Source organism: Pseudomonas abieticivorans, assembly GCF_023509015.1.
In the GTDB taxonomy this organism is placed as follows: Bacteria; Pseudomonadota; Gammaproteobacteria; order Pseudomonadales; family Pseudomonadaceae; genus Aquipseudomonas; species Aquipseudomonas abieticivorans.
On sequence record NZ_CP094975.1, the window covers coordinates 914617 to 930336 of the forward strand.

Annotated in this window: 11 protein-coding genes; 3 read left to right on the forward strand and 8 right to left on the reverse strand. The window is 60.2% G+C overall.

The annotated features are described in order from the left end of the window. Window positions 1-21 precede the first annotated feature (21 nt). Entirely contained in the window at window positions 22-1719 is a 1698-nt protein-coding gene (gene fadD1, locus L9B60_RS03965; protein WP_249676503.1) for a long-chain-fatty-acid--CoA ligase FadD1, read from the reverse strand. Here fadD1 and L9B60_RS03970 point away from each other — a divergent pair. Further along, entirely contained in the window at window positions 1718-1855 is a 138-nt protein-coding gene (locus L9B60_RS03970) for a hypothetical protein (RefSeq protein WP_249676506.1), read from the forward strand. The two genes, fadD1 and L9B60_RS03970, sit on opposite strands and share 2 nt — an antisense overlap. A gap of 171 nt (window positions 1856-2026) precedes the next feature. Here the strand turns inward: L9B60_RS03970 and fadD2 are convergent, their stop codons facing one another. Next, entirely contained in the window at window positions 2027-3715 is a 1689-nt protein-coding gene (fadD2, locus tag L9B60_RS03975; protein ID WP_249676508.1) for a long-chain-fatty-acid--CoA ligase FadD2, read from the reverse strand. A 204-nt stretch (window positions 3716-3919) separates the two neighbouring features. Between fadD2 and L9B60_RS03980 the strand changes: the two genes are divergently transcribed. Both L9B60_RS03980 and L9B60_RS03985 read left to right on the forward strand, forming a co-directional pair. Next, window positions 3920-4864, forward strand: coding sequence for an alpha/beta hydrolase (locus L9B60_RS03980; protein ID WP_249676511.1), 945 nt, complete (start codon window positions 3920-3922; stop codon window positions 4862-4864). 54 nt (window positions 4865-4918) lie between these two features. Further along, window positions 4919-5389, forward strand: coding sequence for a MaoC family dehydratase (locus tag L9B60_RS03985; RefSeq protein ID WP_249676512.1), 471 nt, complete (start codon window positions 4919-4921; stop codon window positions 5387-5389). 32 nt (window positions 5390-5421) lie between these two features. On the opposite strand, the gene L9B60_RS03990 is transcribed toward L9B60_RS03985, so the two are convergent. From L9B60_RS03990 to L9B60_RS04015, 6 genes are all read right to left on the reverse strand, one after another. Further along, complete coding sequence (locus tag L9B60_RS03990) at window positions 5422-6279, reverse strand: efflux RND transporter periplasmic adaptor subunit (RefSeq protein ID WP_249676515.1); 858 nt, start codon at window positions 6277-6279, stop codon at window positions 5422-5424. A gap of 10 nt (window positions 6280-6289) precedes the next feature. Beyond that, complete coding sequence (locus L9B60_RS03995) at window positions 6290-6496, reverse strand: DUF1656 domain-containing protein (protein ID WP_249676516.1); 207 nt, start codon at window positions 6494-6496, stop codon at window positions 6290-6292. Beyond that, window positions 6483-8471, reverse strand: coding sequence for an FUSC family protein (locus L9B60_RS04000; RefSeq protein ID WP_249676518.1), 1989 nt, complete (start codon window positions 8469-8471; stop codon window positions 6483-6485). The genes L9B60_RS03995 and L9B60_RS04000 overlap by 14 nt, the downstream gene beginning before the upstream one ends. Window positions 8472-8629: 158 nt before the next feature. Next, window positions 8630-14020, reverse strand: a complete 5391-nt coding sequence (locus tag L9B60_RS04005; RefSeq protein WP_249676520.1) for an SPM autocatalytic domain-containing protein — start codon at window positions 14018-14020, stop codon at window positions 8630-8632. Next, the gene (locus tag L9B60_RS04010; RefSeq protein WP_249676523.1) at window positions 14010-14807 is read right to left on the reverse strand and encodes a hypothetical protein; all 798 of its coding nucleotides are present in this window, start codon (window positions 14805-14807) and stop codon (window positions 14010-14012) included. Before L9B60_RS04010 ends, L9B60_RS04005 begins: the two co-directional genes overlap by 11 nt. Window positions 14808-15049: 242 nt before the next feature. Then, complete coding sequence (locus L9B60_RS04015; RefSeq protein WP_249676524.1) at window positions 15050-15709, reverse strand: hypothetical protein; 660 nt, start codon at window positions 15707-15709, stop codon at window positions 15050-15052. Between the last annotated feature and the right edge of the window lie 11 nt (window positions 15710-15720).

Below are 15720 nucleotides of genomic sequence, written 5' to 3' on the forward strand. Positions count from 1 at the left end.
GCTTGAAGCTTGCGGCTGCCGTCAGGCGATCTTCTTCAAGCCTAGCTTCTTCAACTCTTCGTCACGCAACTCGCGGCGCAAGATCTTGCCCACGTTGGTGGTCGGCAGCGCGTCGCGGAACTCCACCGAGCGCGGCACCTTGTAGCCGGTGACGTTGGCGCGCATGTGCTCCATCACCTGCTCCTTGGTCAGGGTGACCCCGGGCTTGGCCACGATGAAGATCTTGATCGCCTCGCCCGACTTGTCGTCCGGCACGCCAATCGCTGCGCATTGCAGCACGCCCGGCAGGGTCACCAGCACGTCTTCCAGCTCGTTGGGGTACACGTTGAAACCGGACACCAGGATCATGTCCTTTTTGCGGTCGACGATGCGCATGTAGCCGTCGGCTTGGATCACCGCGATGTCGCCGGTCTTCAGCCAGCCTTCGGCGTCGAGCATCTCGTCGGTGGCTTCCTGGCGCTGCCAGTAGCCCTTCATCACCTGCGGGCCCTTGACGCACAGCTCACCGACTTCGCCCAAGCCCAGTTCACGGCCTTCGTCATCGGTCACCTTGCACAGCGTGGACGGCACCGGAATGCCGATGGTACCGACCTGGATGTTCTGGATCGGGTTCACCGTGGCCACCGGGCTGGTTTCGGTCATGCCGTAGCCTTCGCAAATGGCGCAACCGGTCACCGCTTTCCAGCGTTCGGCGGCCGCCAGTTGCAGCGCCATGCCACCGGACAGGGTGACCTTCAAGGCCGAGAAATCCAACTGGCGGAATTGCTCGTTGTTGCACAGTGCCACGAACAAGGTATTCAGGCCAACGAAGCCGCTGAACTTCCACTTGGACAGTTCCTTGACCATCGCCGACTGGTCGCGCGGGTTGCTGATCAGGATGTTGTGGTTGCCGATCAGCATCATTGCCATGCAATGAAAGGTAAAGGCGTAGATGTGGTACAGCGGCAGCGGCGTGATCAGGATCTCGCAGCCTTCGTTGAGGTTGGAGCCCATCAGCGCCTTGCACTGCAGCATGTTGGCGATCAGGTTGCGGTGGGTGAGCATCGCGCCCTTGGCAACGCCGGTGGTGCCGCCGGTGTACTGCAACACGGCCACGTCGCCGCTTGCCGGGTTGGCTTCGACCACGGGTTGGCCACGCCCCTTGGCCAGGATGTCATTGAAGCGGATGGCATTGGGCAGGTGATACGCCGGCACCATCTTCTTCACGTACTTGACCACGCTGTTGATCACCAGGCGCTTGAGCGGCGGCAACAGGTCGGCCACTTCGGTGATGATCACATGCTTGACACAGGTCTTGGGCGTCACGGTTTGCGCCAGGTGCGCCATGTTCGCCAGGCACACCAACGCCTTGGCACCGGAGTCGTTGAACTGGTGCTCCATTTCGCGGGCGGTGTACAACGGGTTGGTGTTGACCACGATCAGCCCGGCGCGGATCGCACCGAACACGGCGATGGGGTATTGCAACAGATTGGGCAACTGCACGGCGATTCGATCACCGGGTTGCAAATCGGTATGCTGCTGCAGGTAAGCTGCGAACGCACCGGACAGCTCAAAGAGTTCACCGTAGGTGAGCGTCTTGCCCAGGTTGCTGAACGCCGGCTTGTCGGCGAAGCGCTGGCACGATTGCTTCAGCACCGCCTGGATATTCGGGTATTCGTCAGGATTGATATCCGCAGCAATTCCAGCCGGGTACTTATCCTTCCAGAAATTTTCGATCATGGAAGCCCACTCCTCCAGCTACAGCGAATTCTTCAGCGCATTCGATGCGGTTATTATTGAATTGTTTCGCCAGGTATCGCTGCCCGAAACGATCAAAAGCGCGCCGAGAGTAGCAGCTTTGCCAGAGGTCGACTAGAGCCAAATCGGCCCGAACAGTCACAATAATGACCTATTGATCATATTTGGTCACATTTAGAGTAAATATTCGAAAGCTTGCGCTGGGACGGATTTTTCCGCAAAAAAAAAACGCCGCGAATGGCCAGAGGCATCGCGGCGTTTTTTATGCAGGCAGATCGAAACCCGGTGTTCAGGCGATATCGCGCAACTCACGCCGCAAGATCTTCCCCACCGCCGTCATCGGCAGCGAGTCGCGAAGCACGATTTGCTTGGGCACCTTGTAGCCGGTGAAATTCTCTTTGCAGTAGGCCTTGAGCTCCTCCAGGCTGACCCCGCTCTCGCGCGGCACCACGAACAGCTTCACCGCCTCGCCCGAGCGCTCGTCGGGGATGCCGATGGCCGCGCAGTTGGCAACCTTGGGGTGGGCCATCACCACGTCCTCGATCTCGTTGGGGTACACGTTGAAGCCCGAGACAATGATCATGTCCTTCTTGCGATCGACGATGCGCACGTAGCCGTCCGGATCGATCACCGCGATATCGCCGGTCTTGAACCAGCCCTCGGCGTCCAGCGCCTCGGCCGTGGCCTGGGGGTGCTGCCAGTAGCCTTTCATGACCTGCGGGCCCTTGATGCACAACTCGCCGCGCTCGCCAAAGGGCATTTCGTTGCCCTGGTCGTCGATCACTTTCATCGCCGTGCCCACCACGGGAATGCCCACGGTACCCAGGCGGGCCAGTTCGCCGTAGGGGTTGGTGCTGGCCACCGGCGAGGTTTCGGTCAGGCCGTAGCCTTCGACGATGTGGCAGCCGGTCATGGCATGCCAGCGCTCAGCCACTGCCTTGACGAGCGCCGTGCCACCGGAGTTGGTGACCTTGAGGCCGGAAAAATCCAGGTCCTTGAACTCGGGGTGCTCCATCAGCGCCACGAACAGGGTGTTCAGGCCCAGCAGCCCGGTGAAGTGCCACTTTTTCAGCTCTTTGACGAAGGCGTTCAGGTCGCGGGGGTTGCTGATCAGCACGTTGTGGTTGCCGGTGACCATCATGCCCATGCAGTTCGCCGTGAAGGCATAGATATGATAAAGCGGCAGCGGCGCGATCATCACCTCCTGGCCTTCCTGCATCAGTTTGCGCCCATCGGGGCCCAGTTGCTCGAAACAGCACAGCACTTGCTGCATGTTCGCCACCAGGTTGCCGTGGGTGAGCATCGCGCCCTTGGCCAGGCCCGTGGTGCCGCCGGTGTATTGCAGCACGGCGATGTCATCCAGCGTGGCCTGCGAAGGCCGCACGGCCTGGCCCTGGCCCAGGCGCAAGGCTGACTTGAAGCCAATGGCCTGGGGCAGCGAGTAGATCGGCACGAGCTTTTTCACCTTGGCGACCATCGTGTTCACCAGCCAGCCCTTGGCGGTGGGCATCAAATCGCCCATCTTCGCTTCGATCAAGTACTGCAACTCGGTATCGGGCAGCACCTCCTCGACCTTCTTGCCAAACAGGTTCAGGTACACCAACGCACGGGCGCCAGAGTCCTTGAACTGGTGGCGCATTTCGCGCGGGGTGTACAACGGGTTGGTGTTGACCACGGTGAGCCCGGCGCGCAAGGCGCCGAACACGGCAATCGGATAATGCAGCACGTTGGGCAGTTGCACGGCGATGCGATCGCCCGGCTTGAGGTCGGTGTGCTGCTGCAAGTAGGCAGCGAAGGCCGCCGAACGGCGCTCCAGCTCAGCGTAGGTCAGGGTCACGCCCATGCTGCTGAAGGCCGGGCGGTCGGCGAATTTCTTGCAGGAACGTTCGAACACCTCGACGATCGATTTGTAGGCCCCCAGGTCCACCTGCGAAGGGACGCCCGCAGGGCGCTTGTCATTCCAGAAATCAGCGTGCATTTATTATTGTCCTCTAGCCAGGGCCGTTCCTTGCCGCCGCGGTTCAGAGCCGGCGGTGCTTTCTCGACGTTAGCAGTTATGCGGGGGCTGGCAAACCGGTACGGGCGTCTCATTAACATCGTGAATCTATTCCCTGCTTCAGGCTGGATTCGGCAAGGCGCGATACAATCACCAGACTTCGTTTCACGTGCGCAAGGAATCGCCATGAACCCCGAGACTTTCTGGCTGCCGGCCAGCGACGCAGCCCAACTCTATGTATACCGCTGGCTGCCGGTCGGCGCGCCGCAAGCGGTGGTGCTCCTGGCCCATGGCATGGCCGAGCATGCCGGGCGCTATGAGCGCCTGGGCCAAGCCCTGGCGGCGGCCGGCTACGCCCTCTACGCCCATGACCAACGCGGCCACGGGCGCACCGCCCAAGGTGGCAGCCAAGGCCTGTTTGCCCGCCAGGACGGCTGGAGCAAAGTGGTCGACGACCTGGGCCTGCTCAGCCAGCACATCCGCCTGCAACACCCCGGCGCGCCGCTGTTTTTGCTGGGCCACAGCATGGGCAGCTACATTGCCCAGGCTTACCTGTTGCACCACAGCGCCAGCCTGCAGGGGGCGATCCTCAGCGGCTCCAACTTCCAGCCCGTGGCCTTGTACCGCGCGGCCCGCGCCATCGCCCGCCTGGAATACTGGCGCCAGGGTGCCAACGGGCGCAGCGCGCTGATCGAATGGCTGTCGTTTGGCGCCTTCAACAAGGCGTTCAAGCCCAACCGCACGCCTTTCGACTGGCTGAGCCGCGACCCGGTCGAAGTTGACCGCTACATAGCCGACCCACTGTGCGGCTTTCGCTGCAGCAACCAATTGTGGCTGGATTTGCTGCAAGGCTTGCAACAGATCAGCAAAGCGACCAACCTCGCGCAGATCGATCCCAACCTGCCGCTGCTGATCATGGGCGGTGAATGTGATCCGGTGAGTGATGGCAAGCGTCTGAATGATCTGGCCGATGCGCTGCGCCAAGCCGGCAGCCGCCATCTGCAAGTGAATATCTACCCGCAGGCCCGCCACGAAGTGCTCAACGAAAGCAATCGCGAGCAGGTGACGGGCGATCTGTTGGCCTGGCTCGACCAGGTGTTGACCCTCAGTCGCCCGGCCCGAACGGAGTAGCGGCCTGCGGCCATCAATGAATCACCCTTTTTTGTCACCAAGGATTGCTTAGCCATGACCCAGGTTACCAACACCCCTTACGAGGCCCTCGAAGTCGGCCAGACCGCCAGCTACAGCAAGACCGTCGAAGAGCGCGACATCCAACTGTTCGCCGCCATGTCCGGTGACCACAACCCGGTGCACTTGGACGCCGAGTTCGCCGCCGCCACCATGTTCAAGGAACGCATTGCCCACGGCATGTTCAGCGGCGCCCTGATCAGCGCGGCGGTAGCTTGCGAGCTGCCTGGGCCGGGCACCATCTACATCGGCCAGCAGATGAGCTTTCAAAAGCCGGTGAAAATCGGCGATACCCTGACCGTACGCCTGGAAATCCTCGAGAAAATGCCCAAGTTTCGCGTGCGCATCGCCACCCGCGTGTTCAACCAGCGCGATGAGCTGGTGGTGGACGGCGAGGCCGAGATCCTGGCGCCGCGCAAGCAGCAGACCGTAACGTTGCCGACCTTGCCACCGATCAGCATTGGCTGATTTTTAATTCTGCGCGAAAAGGCCACCGCCAGTCAGGGGTGCTGCACCTGCACGCTGGCGGTCATCCCCGCGCTTAACGTCACACCCTCCGGCACCTGGTCGATCTTGATCCGCACCGGTATCCGCTGCGCCAGGCGTACCCAGTTAAACGTCGGCTCTACCTGGGCCAGCAACTGTGAGTCGGGGTTGGTGTTGGCGTCGGTGATGCCGCGGCTGATGCTTTCCACGTGGCCCTGCATCGGCTCGTCGGCGCTCATCAGCCACACCTTCACTGGGTCGCCGACTTTGACCCGGGGCAGCTTGGTTTCTTCGAAATACGCTTGCACATAAAAGGTCGAATCATCGATCAAGGCCATCACCGCCTGCCCGGCGTTCACGTAGTTGCCTGCCGCCAGGCGCAGGTTGGTGATGTGCCCGCTGCGCGGCGCATGCACTTCGCTGCGCGCCAGGTTGAGCGCCGCCACGGTGACGTCGGCCTGGGCCTCGCGCAACTGGCCACGGGCAATGCCGGCGGCGATCTGGGCGTTTTCGCGCAGTTCGGCGCTGATGGCCTGGGTACCCAGGCTGGCCCGGCGCGCGGCTTCCTGCTCGGCTTGGTTGAGCTGTTGCTGGCGGGTGTAGACCACCGCCTGGGCTTTCTCCAGGGCGGCCTGGAAGCGGTCGCGGTCAATGGACAGCAACAGGTCGCCGGCCTTCACCGGCTGGTTGTCCTGCACCTTGAGCTCACGCACCCACCCCGACACGTCGGGTGCCACGGTGGTGACGTCGGCACGGATCCGCGCATCACGGGTCCAGGGCGACAGCATGTAGTACTGCCACAGGTGCCAGCCGGCAAACAGCGCGACAATCACCAGGGCCAGGGTTACCGCGATTCGTACCGATGTACGCATGATCCACTCCTTACAAGGGTCCGAGCACGCTGGTCACCAGCGTCAGGATGCAAATGAACAGCGCGAAATCGAACAGCGCTTCGTGCCAGATCCAGCGGCTGAGCGGGGTCAGGCGCAGCAATAAACGCAACCCGCCTGTCAACGCCAGCGCCAGCAATACGTACAACAAGAACGGGCTGAGCAGCACCCCGCCCACTGACCACTCACGCAGCCCCATGAATTTCCTCCTGCCGGCGGCACCAGCGGCGCCAGCTGTTCAGCAATTGCAGCACCGCGCCCTTGGCCAGGCGCAGCGCATCGTTGGGCGGTTGTTGCTCCAGCACCTGCATGAAACGTTCGGTGGGTGCTTGCAGGGCATCGCCACGACCGGCCTGCGGGCCTTGGGTGAGCAACGCTTGAAGCGCATCCAGGTAGGCCTGGTCACTGCCCTTGAGCGGCTGGCCGGCGATGGCCAGGCAATTGCGCAGGTGCAGCAGTTCGTCGCCCATGTCCAAACCATGCAGGTCGCCGTCCATGTGCTCGCGCTCGGTGTGGTCGAGGCCGGCGTGCATGCGCGCCAGTTGCAACAGGCGGTCGGCCATGCGCCCGCCAAACCAGGTTTCGGCGCCGCGCAGTTCACGGTGGGTCAGGCGCACCAGATCCTGCTGGGTGGCCGCGCGCAGGCGCCGGCTTTGCCAGATGGGGTAGCGAAACACCAACAATTTGAACGCCAGCACCGCCGCGCCCACGCCCATGACGATGGCCATGGCATTGTTGAGAAAACTGGCGACACTGAAGCTCATGTGGTTGCTGACCGACACCAGCACGATGAAGTGCAGGCAAAAAGAAGTCGCCGTGGGGCCGATCTTAGGGTTGGCCATGCCCAGCGCGCCAAAGAACAACGGCACGCCCATGGCCATGCACAGCATGGCGAAACTGCTCCACTGCGGCAGGATGATTTGCCCCACCAGCAAGGCCGTCGGCACGGCCAACGCTATCCCGCGCAAGAACGCCATGCCGATCTGCGCGCCATTCTCGCGGCTGGCGAACAAGCCGCACACCACGCACGTCAACAGCATCCCGCCGGACGCGGCCGGCCAGGCCGTGGCCAGCCAGAAACAGGCCATGGCCAAAAATGCCAGGGCACTGCGCGAACCGAACAGCAGCGCCGAGGTGTAGTCGCGCTGCACCGCCAGGGTATCGGGCAATACCTTGGGTGGGCGCCCCTGCTCCACGCCATTGAGCGCCAGGTCACAGGCCATGGCGGTGTCAAGCAACAGGGTCATGCGCGCCAGGCAGTAGTGCTGCGCCGAACTGTGCCGCTCATCATTGGCGGCGTCCCACACTTGCTGGCGCAGCAACAACAACGTTGCTTGAGCGGGCGCCTGCAACGCCGCGCGCACCTGTTCCAGCCAAGGGGCCAACACCTGCGCCTCGTGGTCATCCAGTTGCCGCCACTGGCGCCGCACCGAGCGGGCAATACGCAACAGCACCAGCAACTGCTGGATCAGCCCGCGAATCGCCAGTGCCCGGCCACGCCCCAAGGGCCCCTCGAACCAGGCATGCTCACGCTGCGCATCCACCGCCACCAGGCGAGCCAGTATCTCCAATAGCCCCTTGCGCGCACTTTCGTCGCCGGCCAAGGTGGCCTGCGCCGCCTGCAGGCCACTGTCATAGGCTTGTCGGGCCTGCAGCGCCAGTTGCTTTTCCACCCGCGAGGGCCAGAGCAAGGCGCTGGACAGCGTGGCGCAAATAATCCCCAGGCTGATCTCGGTGGAGCGCGCCACCGCCTGGTCGAAGATCGTCAATGGGTGGCTCAGCGCGGGCAACGCGATGATCGCCACCGTGTAGCCGGCCAGCACGAACGAATAGGAAAATGCGCTGCGCAACTGCGTCGACACCGCCGTGCACAGCGCCAGCCACAAGGCCAGGCTGAGCAGAAACAACCACGGTGCCTGCGCGGCCAGGCCCATGAACACCACCGACATGATCGTGCCCACCAACGTGCCAAACAGCCGCGCCAGGCCCTTCTGCACCACCATGCCCGACAGCGGCTGCGCAACGATGAACGCCGTCATCAAGGCCCAGGAAGGCTGCTCCAACCCCCAGCGCATGGCCAACCACAACGCCAGGCCGGCACCGAGCAGGGTCTTGATGGCAAACTGCACGGCGGCAAGGTTGGGCGCGAACAGGGCCTGGAAAGTGGTGCGCACGGCGGGGGCCTTATGAGGGGGTATAGTAACGATAGACGGGGAATGGTTAGGCATATAAATAGCTAGCTAACTATCTTATACTAACAGCACCTTTGCTTGCCGTCATCTGGTTCGTGACGCGCTCCAGCGAACCAGATGACCGACCAGGCCCAGAAACATCAGGCGGCATTTGCAGCCAATTGGAACGGAGTCACTTGCCCCTCGGCCGCGAACACAGGCGAGAGGGTTGAGGTTTGGGGTGCGAACGTCGCCATGGACTGAATAAAGCTGTCCACCGACGACGCCATCTGCGGTTGTGTGAACGAAGCGAGAGCAGGCTGTTCAGGTGCATCCAGCAAGCTGTTGAACAACGCAGGCCCAGACTCCTGCGGCGCAAAAATGAAATCCGCTTCGCCCAGTTGCGTACGCCCCACCGCGTCCAGGAAAGCTAGCGTCACGCCGGTGGCGCCATCGGCAGGCTGGGTACTGAGCTCAAGGCCATGAATCAACGACAACCCATTGATGGTGGCACGTTTCACATCCGTCAGCACCAGATCGCCAAGGCCCCTCGCCCCCGTCTGGCTGACGTCGATCTTGTCCACCCCTTGGCGAAACCCTCGTAGTGCATTCTTGTAGTGCGCCACACCCTGCTGGCGAGCCACCACATAAGCATATGCATCGATGCTTGGCCGGCTGTAAATCACACCCGTCAAGGCCGCGACGAATTGCCCACCCTCGCTGGTAATGCTGATACCGCCGGCCCCACCACTCATGACCACCCTGGCAGGCTCGACAAGCGCAGGCTCGCGGGTGCCTTGCTCGCTATAGAACGACGCCTGGGGCCCGCTAAAATAGTTCTGAAATTTGAAATGGCCTTCGTTCAAGTCGGCCGTTTTCAACCCGCTTACACTCAAGCTTTGCCCTGCCCCCAGCGCTACCGAGACGCCTTCGCCCGTATCGCTCATCTTCAGCGCGCTGAACGCCAGCCCTTCGAAACCCACCAGGTTGATGGTTTCGTTGTGTACCGGGGAGAAATTGATCAGCCTGTCGCTGCCCCCCGCACGCTGCGCAATCACGAACACATCCGTGCCCGCACCGCCGGTAAGGGTGTTGCTGCCCCGCCCACCGTTGAGCAGCGTATTGGCAGGGCCGGCGGTGAGCGAGTCGTCGCCGTCGCCGGTGATAACGGCCTGCAACCTCGTGGGATTGGCCAGGGTGAGCGCAGCTCCACTCAGGGTCGCAGTACCTTGCTCAAGGTTGACCTCCACAGCGCCGGAAACGGCAGCCGCATTGAATACACTGACGCCATCACCTGCGCCAATGTTCAGCCGGCCGGGGTCGGCTGCCGCGAGCGTGCTGAACTCGTCGGTCAATACGTGTTGCGTCACTGCGTCGTTTTCACCATAAAGCCGCGCAGCCCATGTATTGACCGTTAAGGGGGCACCTGTTTCGGCGTTCGTCACGTTCAATGTCCACTCGCCGGCAGACGCCTCACCCCAATGGTGGGTGGTCATGAACGAATACTTGAACGGGCCATGGCGCTGCGCATCGCTTGGGGTGCCACCCTGGCCGTGGCGGTTCAACAAGGTACTGGAGGTGCCCGTAGGTGAAACCAGCGTGAGGTTAAGATCACCCAGCTTGCCCAAGTCTGCATCGAAGTCGACTTCCACGTGCTCTACATGGATACCGGCCGGCAGGCTGTGCCGGCTGCTGAGTGTTTGCCCCGGCTGCAATGTCTGCCCGATGGCAAGAGCCGGTGAGGACAGCACCGCCTCGTTGGCCGCCGTACTCTGTTTCATCCAACCCTCGGCCATGCGCACTGCCGCCCGCGCATCCACCTTGCCGAAACCGTAATCGTCGCTCTTGTGCATCGCGCCGCCATTCCAGTGGCGGGTACCGTTGTCGCTCCAGCTAATGGCTTGACCGTCCACCCGGCGGGCGGACAGCGCCAAGATCTGTTGCACGTCCCGGTAGCCAAGGTTCGGGTTCGCCTCCAGCATCAATGCAATCACCCCGCTGACAATTGGCGCAGCGAAACTGGTGCCCTGCGTGGCGGAATAATCACTGCCGAAGATAGACCCCCGCTCGGTTTCGATCTTGCGGCTGGTCGACAGTACGTTGCTGCCGGGCGCCGCTACCAGCAGGCTGGTGCCGGGGTTTGAGAACGGCGCGACATCCACCTGCAATGTCGACAGGTCCGACTGGGCATTGATGGCGGCCACCTCCACGGTGAAGCGATTGTTGCTGGTGAACGAACCTTGCGCACTGCCGCCCTTTGCACGGCTGTTGCCACCGGAGGCCACGATCACCGTCCCGAGGCCACCGCGCCCATTGCTGGCAGCATATTGGGCGTTGGCGACCAAGGCACTGGCCGTGTTGATTCGCCCCTCTTGAAGGTTGCTCACGGCAAAGTCGCGGGTAAAGCCCCAACTGTTATTGGCGATGTCGTAGCTGACCATTTTGCCCAGGTTGACGAGGTCCATCCCGCGGCTACCCAAGTGATGACCGGCCAGGGTCGCGCCATGGGCAATGCCCACGCCGCCGGTTTCATTGCGTGCGGCGACCATCACCCCCGCTACTTGCGTCGCATGATTGGAGCGCAAGGCTGGCAGCGAGCCTGCCTGCTGCTCGGCGCGCAGCCAGGCCTGGTCGACATTCCCGGCAAGGTCCGGGTGGTTGATATCGAAGATCTCCGGCGCCACGGAAAACTCGCCACCGGGCTCGAACTGCGCGATGCGCACCCCTTTGCCGGTGTAGTCCTGCCACACGGGGAAGACGTTGATGTCGCCTAGGTACCATTGCTGGCCGGCGAACGGGTCTTTGGGGCTCTGGGCATCGTGCAATGTGACATTCGCGCGCAGGATCGCAGTCTTGCCGCTGTCGAGGTCAACCACCGACAACGCCGGCGTCCCCTGGCTGTCGACCACCTCATACTTGAAACCCATGGCCGATTGCAGCTCTGCGACGGGGGTAAAAAGCACATTGCCATTCGGATCGATTGCAACGCTTCCGCCCACCGCATCACCCACCGCAGCGATGCGCAAAGGCCCCTGGCTGGCCATCGCCAGGTCGTTGGCCAACAACGCCGAGGCGCTGATGATCGCAACCCGGTTGCGTTCAATCGGCCTACTCTCGATGTCGGAATAAACCGCATCGGACACCGGCAAGCTGTTGGCCGAGCCCAATACCACCGAAGAAATATCCTGGAAGTTAAGTTGCTGAACATTACGAAGCGTGACCGTGCCATCTCGCCCCTGCACGTTGTCTGCAACACGGAACTCACCGGCGCCAGCCGTTATCGAGTACTCGCCATAAGAACCGTGCAACGTCACGCTGTTGACACCGCCCCCGCCATCGATGGTGGCGTTGCCCTGCCCCACCTCTATGACATCATTGCCTTCTTTGCCCAAAATGAAATCATTGCCTTTGCCCGCGTAAATGATGCTGCCTTGGGCCGATGCCTGGATCTTGTCACCCATGGGGCCTGCATAGATGACGGACATGCCATGACCACCGATGATGGTGTTTGGCCCGCTGCCGCCACTGAGCACGTCCCTGCCGCCCCCGCCAATCAAGACGGCGCCCGCTGCCCCACCCTTCAAAAAAGCACTGCGCTTACCCCCGGCAATCAACCAGTCGACACCTTGGCCGCCTTGGGCGATGGTCAAGCCGGCCTTGGCCAGATTGAGCACCATGCCCTTGTCACCGACGATGAGTGCTGTGTCGCGACCGCCGTTACCTTGAATGTCGTCAGGGTTGTCAGTCGCGCTGATAACGAACACATCATCGCCCGCCCCGCCTACATAGGTATTACTGCCCTCCCCCCCTACCAGCCAACTCCCCCCTTGAGCGGCCTGCAAGCGGTCATTGCCCTTACCCCCGTAAACGCTACCCACGCCCAGCTGTTGGGCATCCAGGGTTTGCCCCGCATCGACGAGGCTGGCATAGGCCGTGGTCGACACGTCCCCGGCACGGGACACGACGCGTACCGCGCCGGCTTCGTGGGTGACCAGACTGCTGACGGTATCGGCCAGAAAACTCACCGCCAAGGCTTCTCGTGTTTCGCCATTGATGACAAAACTGCCACGTGCCTGCACGGTGTTGCCTTGGCGCACATCACTTTGGACCGGCGTTGCCGACACTTGGATCTGCGTGATGCCCCATTCATCCAGGGTCTTCAGCTCACCCGCCACCGACTGGCCATCGTGGGAAGCATCCACCCAGACCCGCAGCTGTGCCCAGACCGGGTCTGCCGCCGTAATCATTCGGTCCGCGTTACCGTCGACGCTGTTCAACGCCTCAAAGCCATCCTTGAATGGCCGTTCACCCGGTTGGCCGTCCTTGCCCGCCTGCCCGCCGTAGTACTCGGAAAACATTTGATGCACACCGATGACCTGGCCACTGCCATCGTCCAGCACCAACATGCCGGTAGTACGGTCGGCCCACCCCGTGCGTTTCAGGGTGCCACTGTGGTCCACGTCAAACAGCACGCCGTCGCTGATAGGTGCCAACTGGATGCCCTGGCCGGTCAAATCCAGCAGCAGTGGGTCTACGAAGACATTGTGGGTGGTTTGCGCTGCCAAGCCATTGAGCACAATGGCATTGCTGACACCGAAGAAGTCCGCCTGGGCTGCTCGGTAGTGTTCAGCCAAGTGCTGCGAAGGCCTGGCATTGGGGTCCAACTGAATTTCGCCGGGCCGCAGCCCGCCCGTGGCCAGGCTGCCTATTTGAGCGGAAGCAAAGTCCGTCTTGTCCAGGGTGCCGTCGGTGAACGCGATCTGGTAACTGGGGGTGTTGACGACAAAACCGTTGGACACATCCTGCTGTGCAGCGCTTTCGTTCTGGATACGCTGCTGCGGCTGCGGGTTGGGTTCGATCCCGATGTTGATGAAATCCAGGGGCACCTTGTCGGGGCTCAGTGCGGGGATGAGGGTTTCCTCTGGGACCGGGAACTGGGCGCTGATGTGGTCCAGCATGGTCAATACCGTGGGGGCGGACCAGATGCGATTGTTCCAGGTTTGCGCCGCTTGGCGGTGCTCGGGGTTGTCGCTGCTGAGTGCTTCGTAAATGATTTTTTGTGAGCTGACAGCGATGGCCGCTTCTTCGAACTGGTTGCCTGCCGAGTCGAGTACTTGGTCCATGTAGGGTTGCCTTTTTTCTTTCGACAAGACCTTCAGGATCGCATCCAAGGTCCAGGTATCGGGTTCGTAGCCATGAGTTGAAAATGCGAGTGCGTGGAAGTCCGCGATTTCTTTATAATTCAACTCTCGGACAATACGACCATCATTGTTTTTTACCAAACTTAACGCTTCAAGGTACTGATCAGCCATCTCGAATCTAATCAAGTTCGTTTTGGCTTCATCAATAGGTCGCCCTACTTCATTGCCGGCCTGCTGCATGAACTTGATCGCCGCCTTGCCCGAAAGGGAGTCTCCCCTTGCCACGCCGTTGGCCAAGTTCGCGTACTTGAACCCCTTCTCAGCCATATAGGTATACATAACATCAAGTCCTTGGGTGGTCAGTAACACCCTCGCATGATCCAGATCAGCTTGCCCTATATCAATCTTCATCATTGACTCCTTGTGTTTTTATATGAACAGCCAGGTACCTCTTTGAACGCTGCCAATGAGACAACCAATCATGCAATTGCGTTAATGGAAAATACAGTGTTACAAATACCCCCAACTCAACAACAATGTACTGGGCCTGGCACTTCGCAGGGAGGTACATCAACGACTTGCACGCCACAACCCATTCAACCGCGCCGCCCTCCTCCCACCAATAAACGCTGTCCATCTCAGAACTGAAGAGCTTTAACCGTGAATACATCAACCCTAGTGGATGTTGAGTCACGTTAACTGCAAGGCCCGCCTCACGTGTTTTCTCATAATAACTGTCTATCCGGTATTGCATATTCAAATGCGGACCACTATAAGGCCTAAAACTAAACTCGAACACTTCCCACTCTTTAAAACTATGCGGATCCGTTGTCGACGGCCTGAACCCCGGCCACGACACCATCAGAGGCAAATTGACCAAGTTGGCATTACAGCCGGTTTTATTATTAATCGCCCCGGGCTCCAACCAGCTTTTACCCTCAAAATCCGCCCACATGTCGATGTATTGACGACTCAACTCAACCACATGCCCGCTGAGTTTCCCACACAATGATTTACTCAACGGCTTCAATCGACCGATCACTTCGAGTTCGGCCCTTTCTTTAGCGCTGTGGTAGTCGGTAGCCAAACTCATGAATCCTGAAAACGCCCGCACTCCATGGAACGTCATTAAGGTAACGAACAGCCAAAATGACCACACCACCACAAACCACACCACTCGAATCGTCAACCAACCCATTGTTCAACCTCCTGGCGCAGTTTCCAGCGGAGTCGTATCAAAACACGCAGGGATTTTTTGCAGGTTCGCCTGCGCAAATGCTTCGGGCTGCCGCTTGCTCGATGTCAAATTTCATCATTGACTCCTTGTGTCTTTATATGAACAGCCAAGTGCCTTTTCGAGCGTTGCCACAGCGACAACCAATCATGCAGTTGGGTTATTGGAAAACGTAGCGTTACCATTACTCCTAGCTCGACAACAATCTACTTGGCCTGACACTTCGTGGGGAAATCCGGCCACGACTTGCACGCGACCACCCACTCAATCGCACCGTCTTCCCCCCACCAGTAAACACTGTCTACATCAGAGCTAAAAAGCTTTAGCCGTGAAAAACTCAACCCTAGTGGATGCTGACTCACGTTAATCGGTAGATTCGCCTCACGTGTTTTCTCGTAATAACTGTCCATCAGGTATTGCATATTCACATACGATCCTTCATAAGGATCAAAAGTAAATCTAAACCACTCACCTTCTTTAAAGCTATGCGGATCCGTCGTCGACGGCCTGAACCCCGGCCACGACGCCATCAACGGCAAATGAATCAAATTAGCATCACAGCCGGTCTTATTATGTATCGCTCCCGGTTCCAACCAACTTTTTCCCTCAAAATCCGCCCACATGTGAATGTAACTTCGGCTTAACTCAATCACCTGCCCGCTGAGCTTCCCACACAATGATTTACTCAACGGCTTCAATCGACCAATCACTTCGAGTTCGGCCCTTTCTTTAGCGCTGTGGTAGTCGGTGACCAAACTCATGAATCCTGAAAACGCCCGCACTCCATGGAACGTCATTAAGTTAACGAACAGCCAAAATGACCACACCACCACAAACCACACCACTCGAATCGTCAACCAACCCATTGTTCAACCTC

Bases quoted from the DNA above. Each gene is read 5' to 3' on its own strand.
- L9B60_RS04015 (WP_249676524.1), bottom strand. From the start codon at position 15,709: ATGGGTTGGTTGACGATTCGAGTGGTGTGGTTTGTGGTGGTGTGGTCA.
- fadD2 (WP_249676508.1), bottom strand. From the start codon at position 3,715: ATGCACGCTGATTTCTGGAATGACAAGCGCCCTGCGGGCGTCCCTTCG.
- L9B60_RS04005 (WP_249676520.1), bottom strand. From the start codon at position 14,020: ATGAAGATTGATATAGGGCAAGCTGATCTGGATCATGCGAGGGTGTTA.
- L9B60_RS03970 (WP_249676506.1), top strand. From the start codon at position 1,718: ATGGAAGCCCACTCCTCCAGCTACAGCGAATTCTTCAGCGCATTCGAT.
- L9B60_RS03985 (WP_249676512.1), top strand. From the start codon at position 4,919: ATGACCCAGGTTACCAACACCCCTTACGAGGCCCTCGAAGTCGGCCAG.
- L9B60_RS04010 (WP_249676523.1), bottom strand. From the start codon at position 14,807: ATGGGTTGGTTGACGATTCGAGTGGTGTGGTTTGTGGTGGTGTGGTCA.
- fadD1 (WP_249676503.1), bottom strand. From the start codon at position 1,719: ATGATCGAAAATTTCTGGAAGGATAAGTACCCGGCTGGAATTGCTGCG.
- L9B60_RS03995 (WP_249676516.1), bottom strand. From the start codon at position 6,496: ATGGGGCTGCGTGAGTGGTCAGTGGGCGGGGTGCTGCTCAGCCCGTTC.
- L9B60_RS03990 (WP_249676515.1), bottom strand. From the start codon at position 6,279: ATGCGTACATCGGTACGAATCGCGGTAACCCTGGCCCTGGTGATTGTC.
- L9B60_RS03980 (WP_249676511.1), top strand. From the start codon at position 3,920: ATGAACCCCGAGACTTTCTGGCTGCCGGCCAGCGACGCAGCCCAACTC.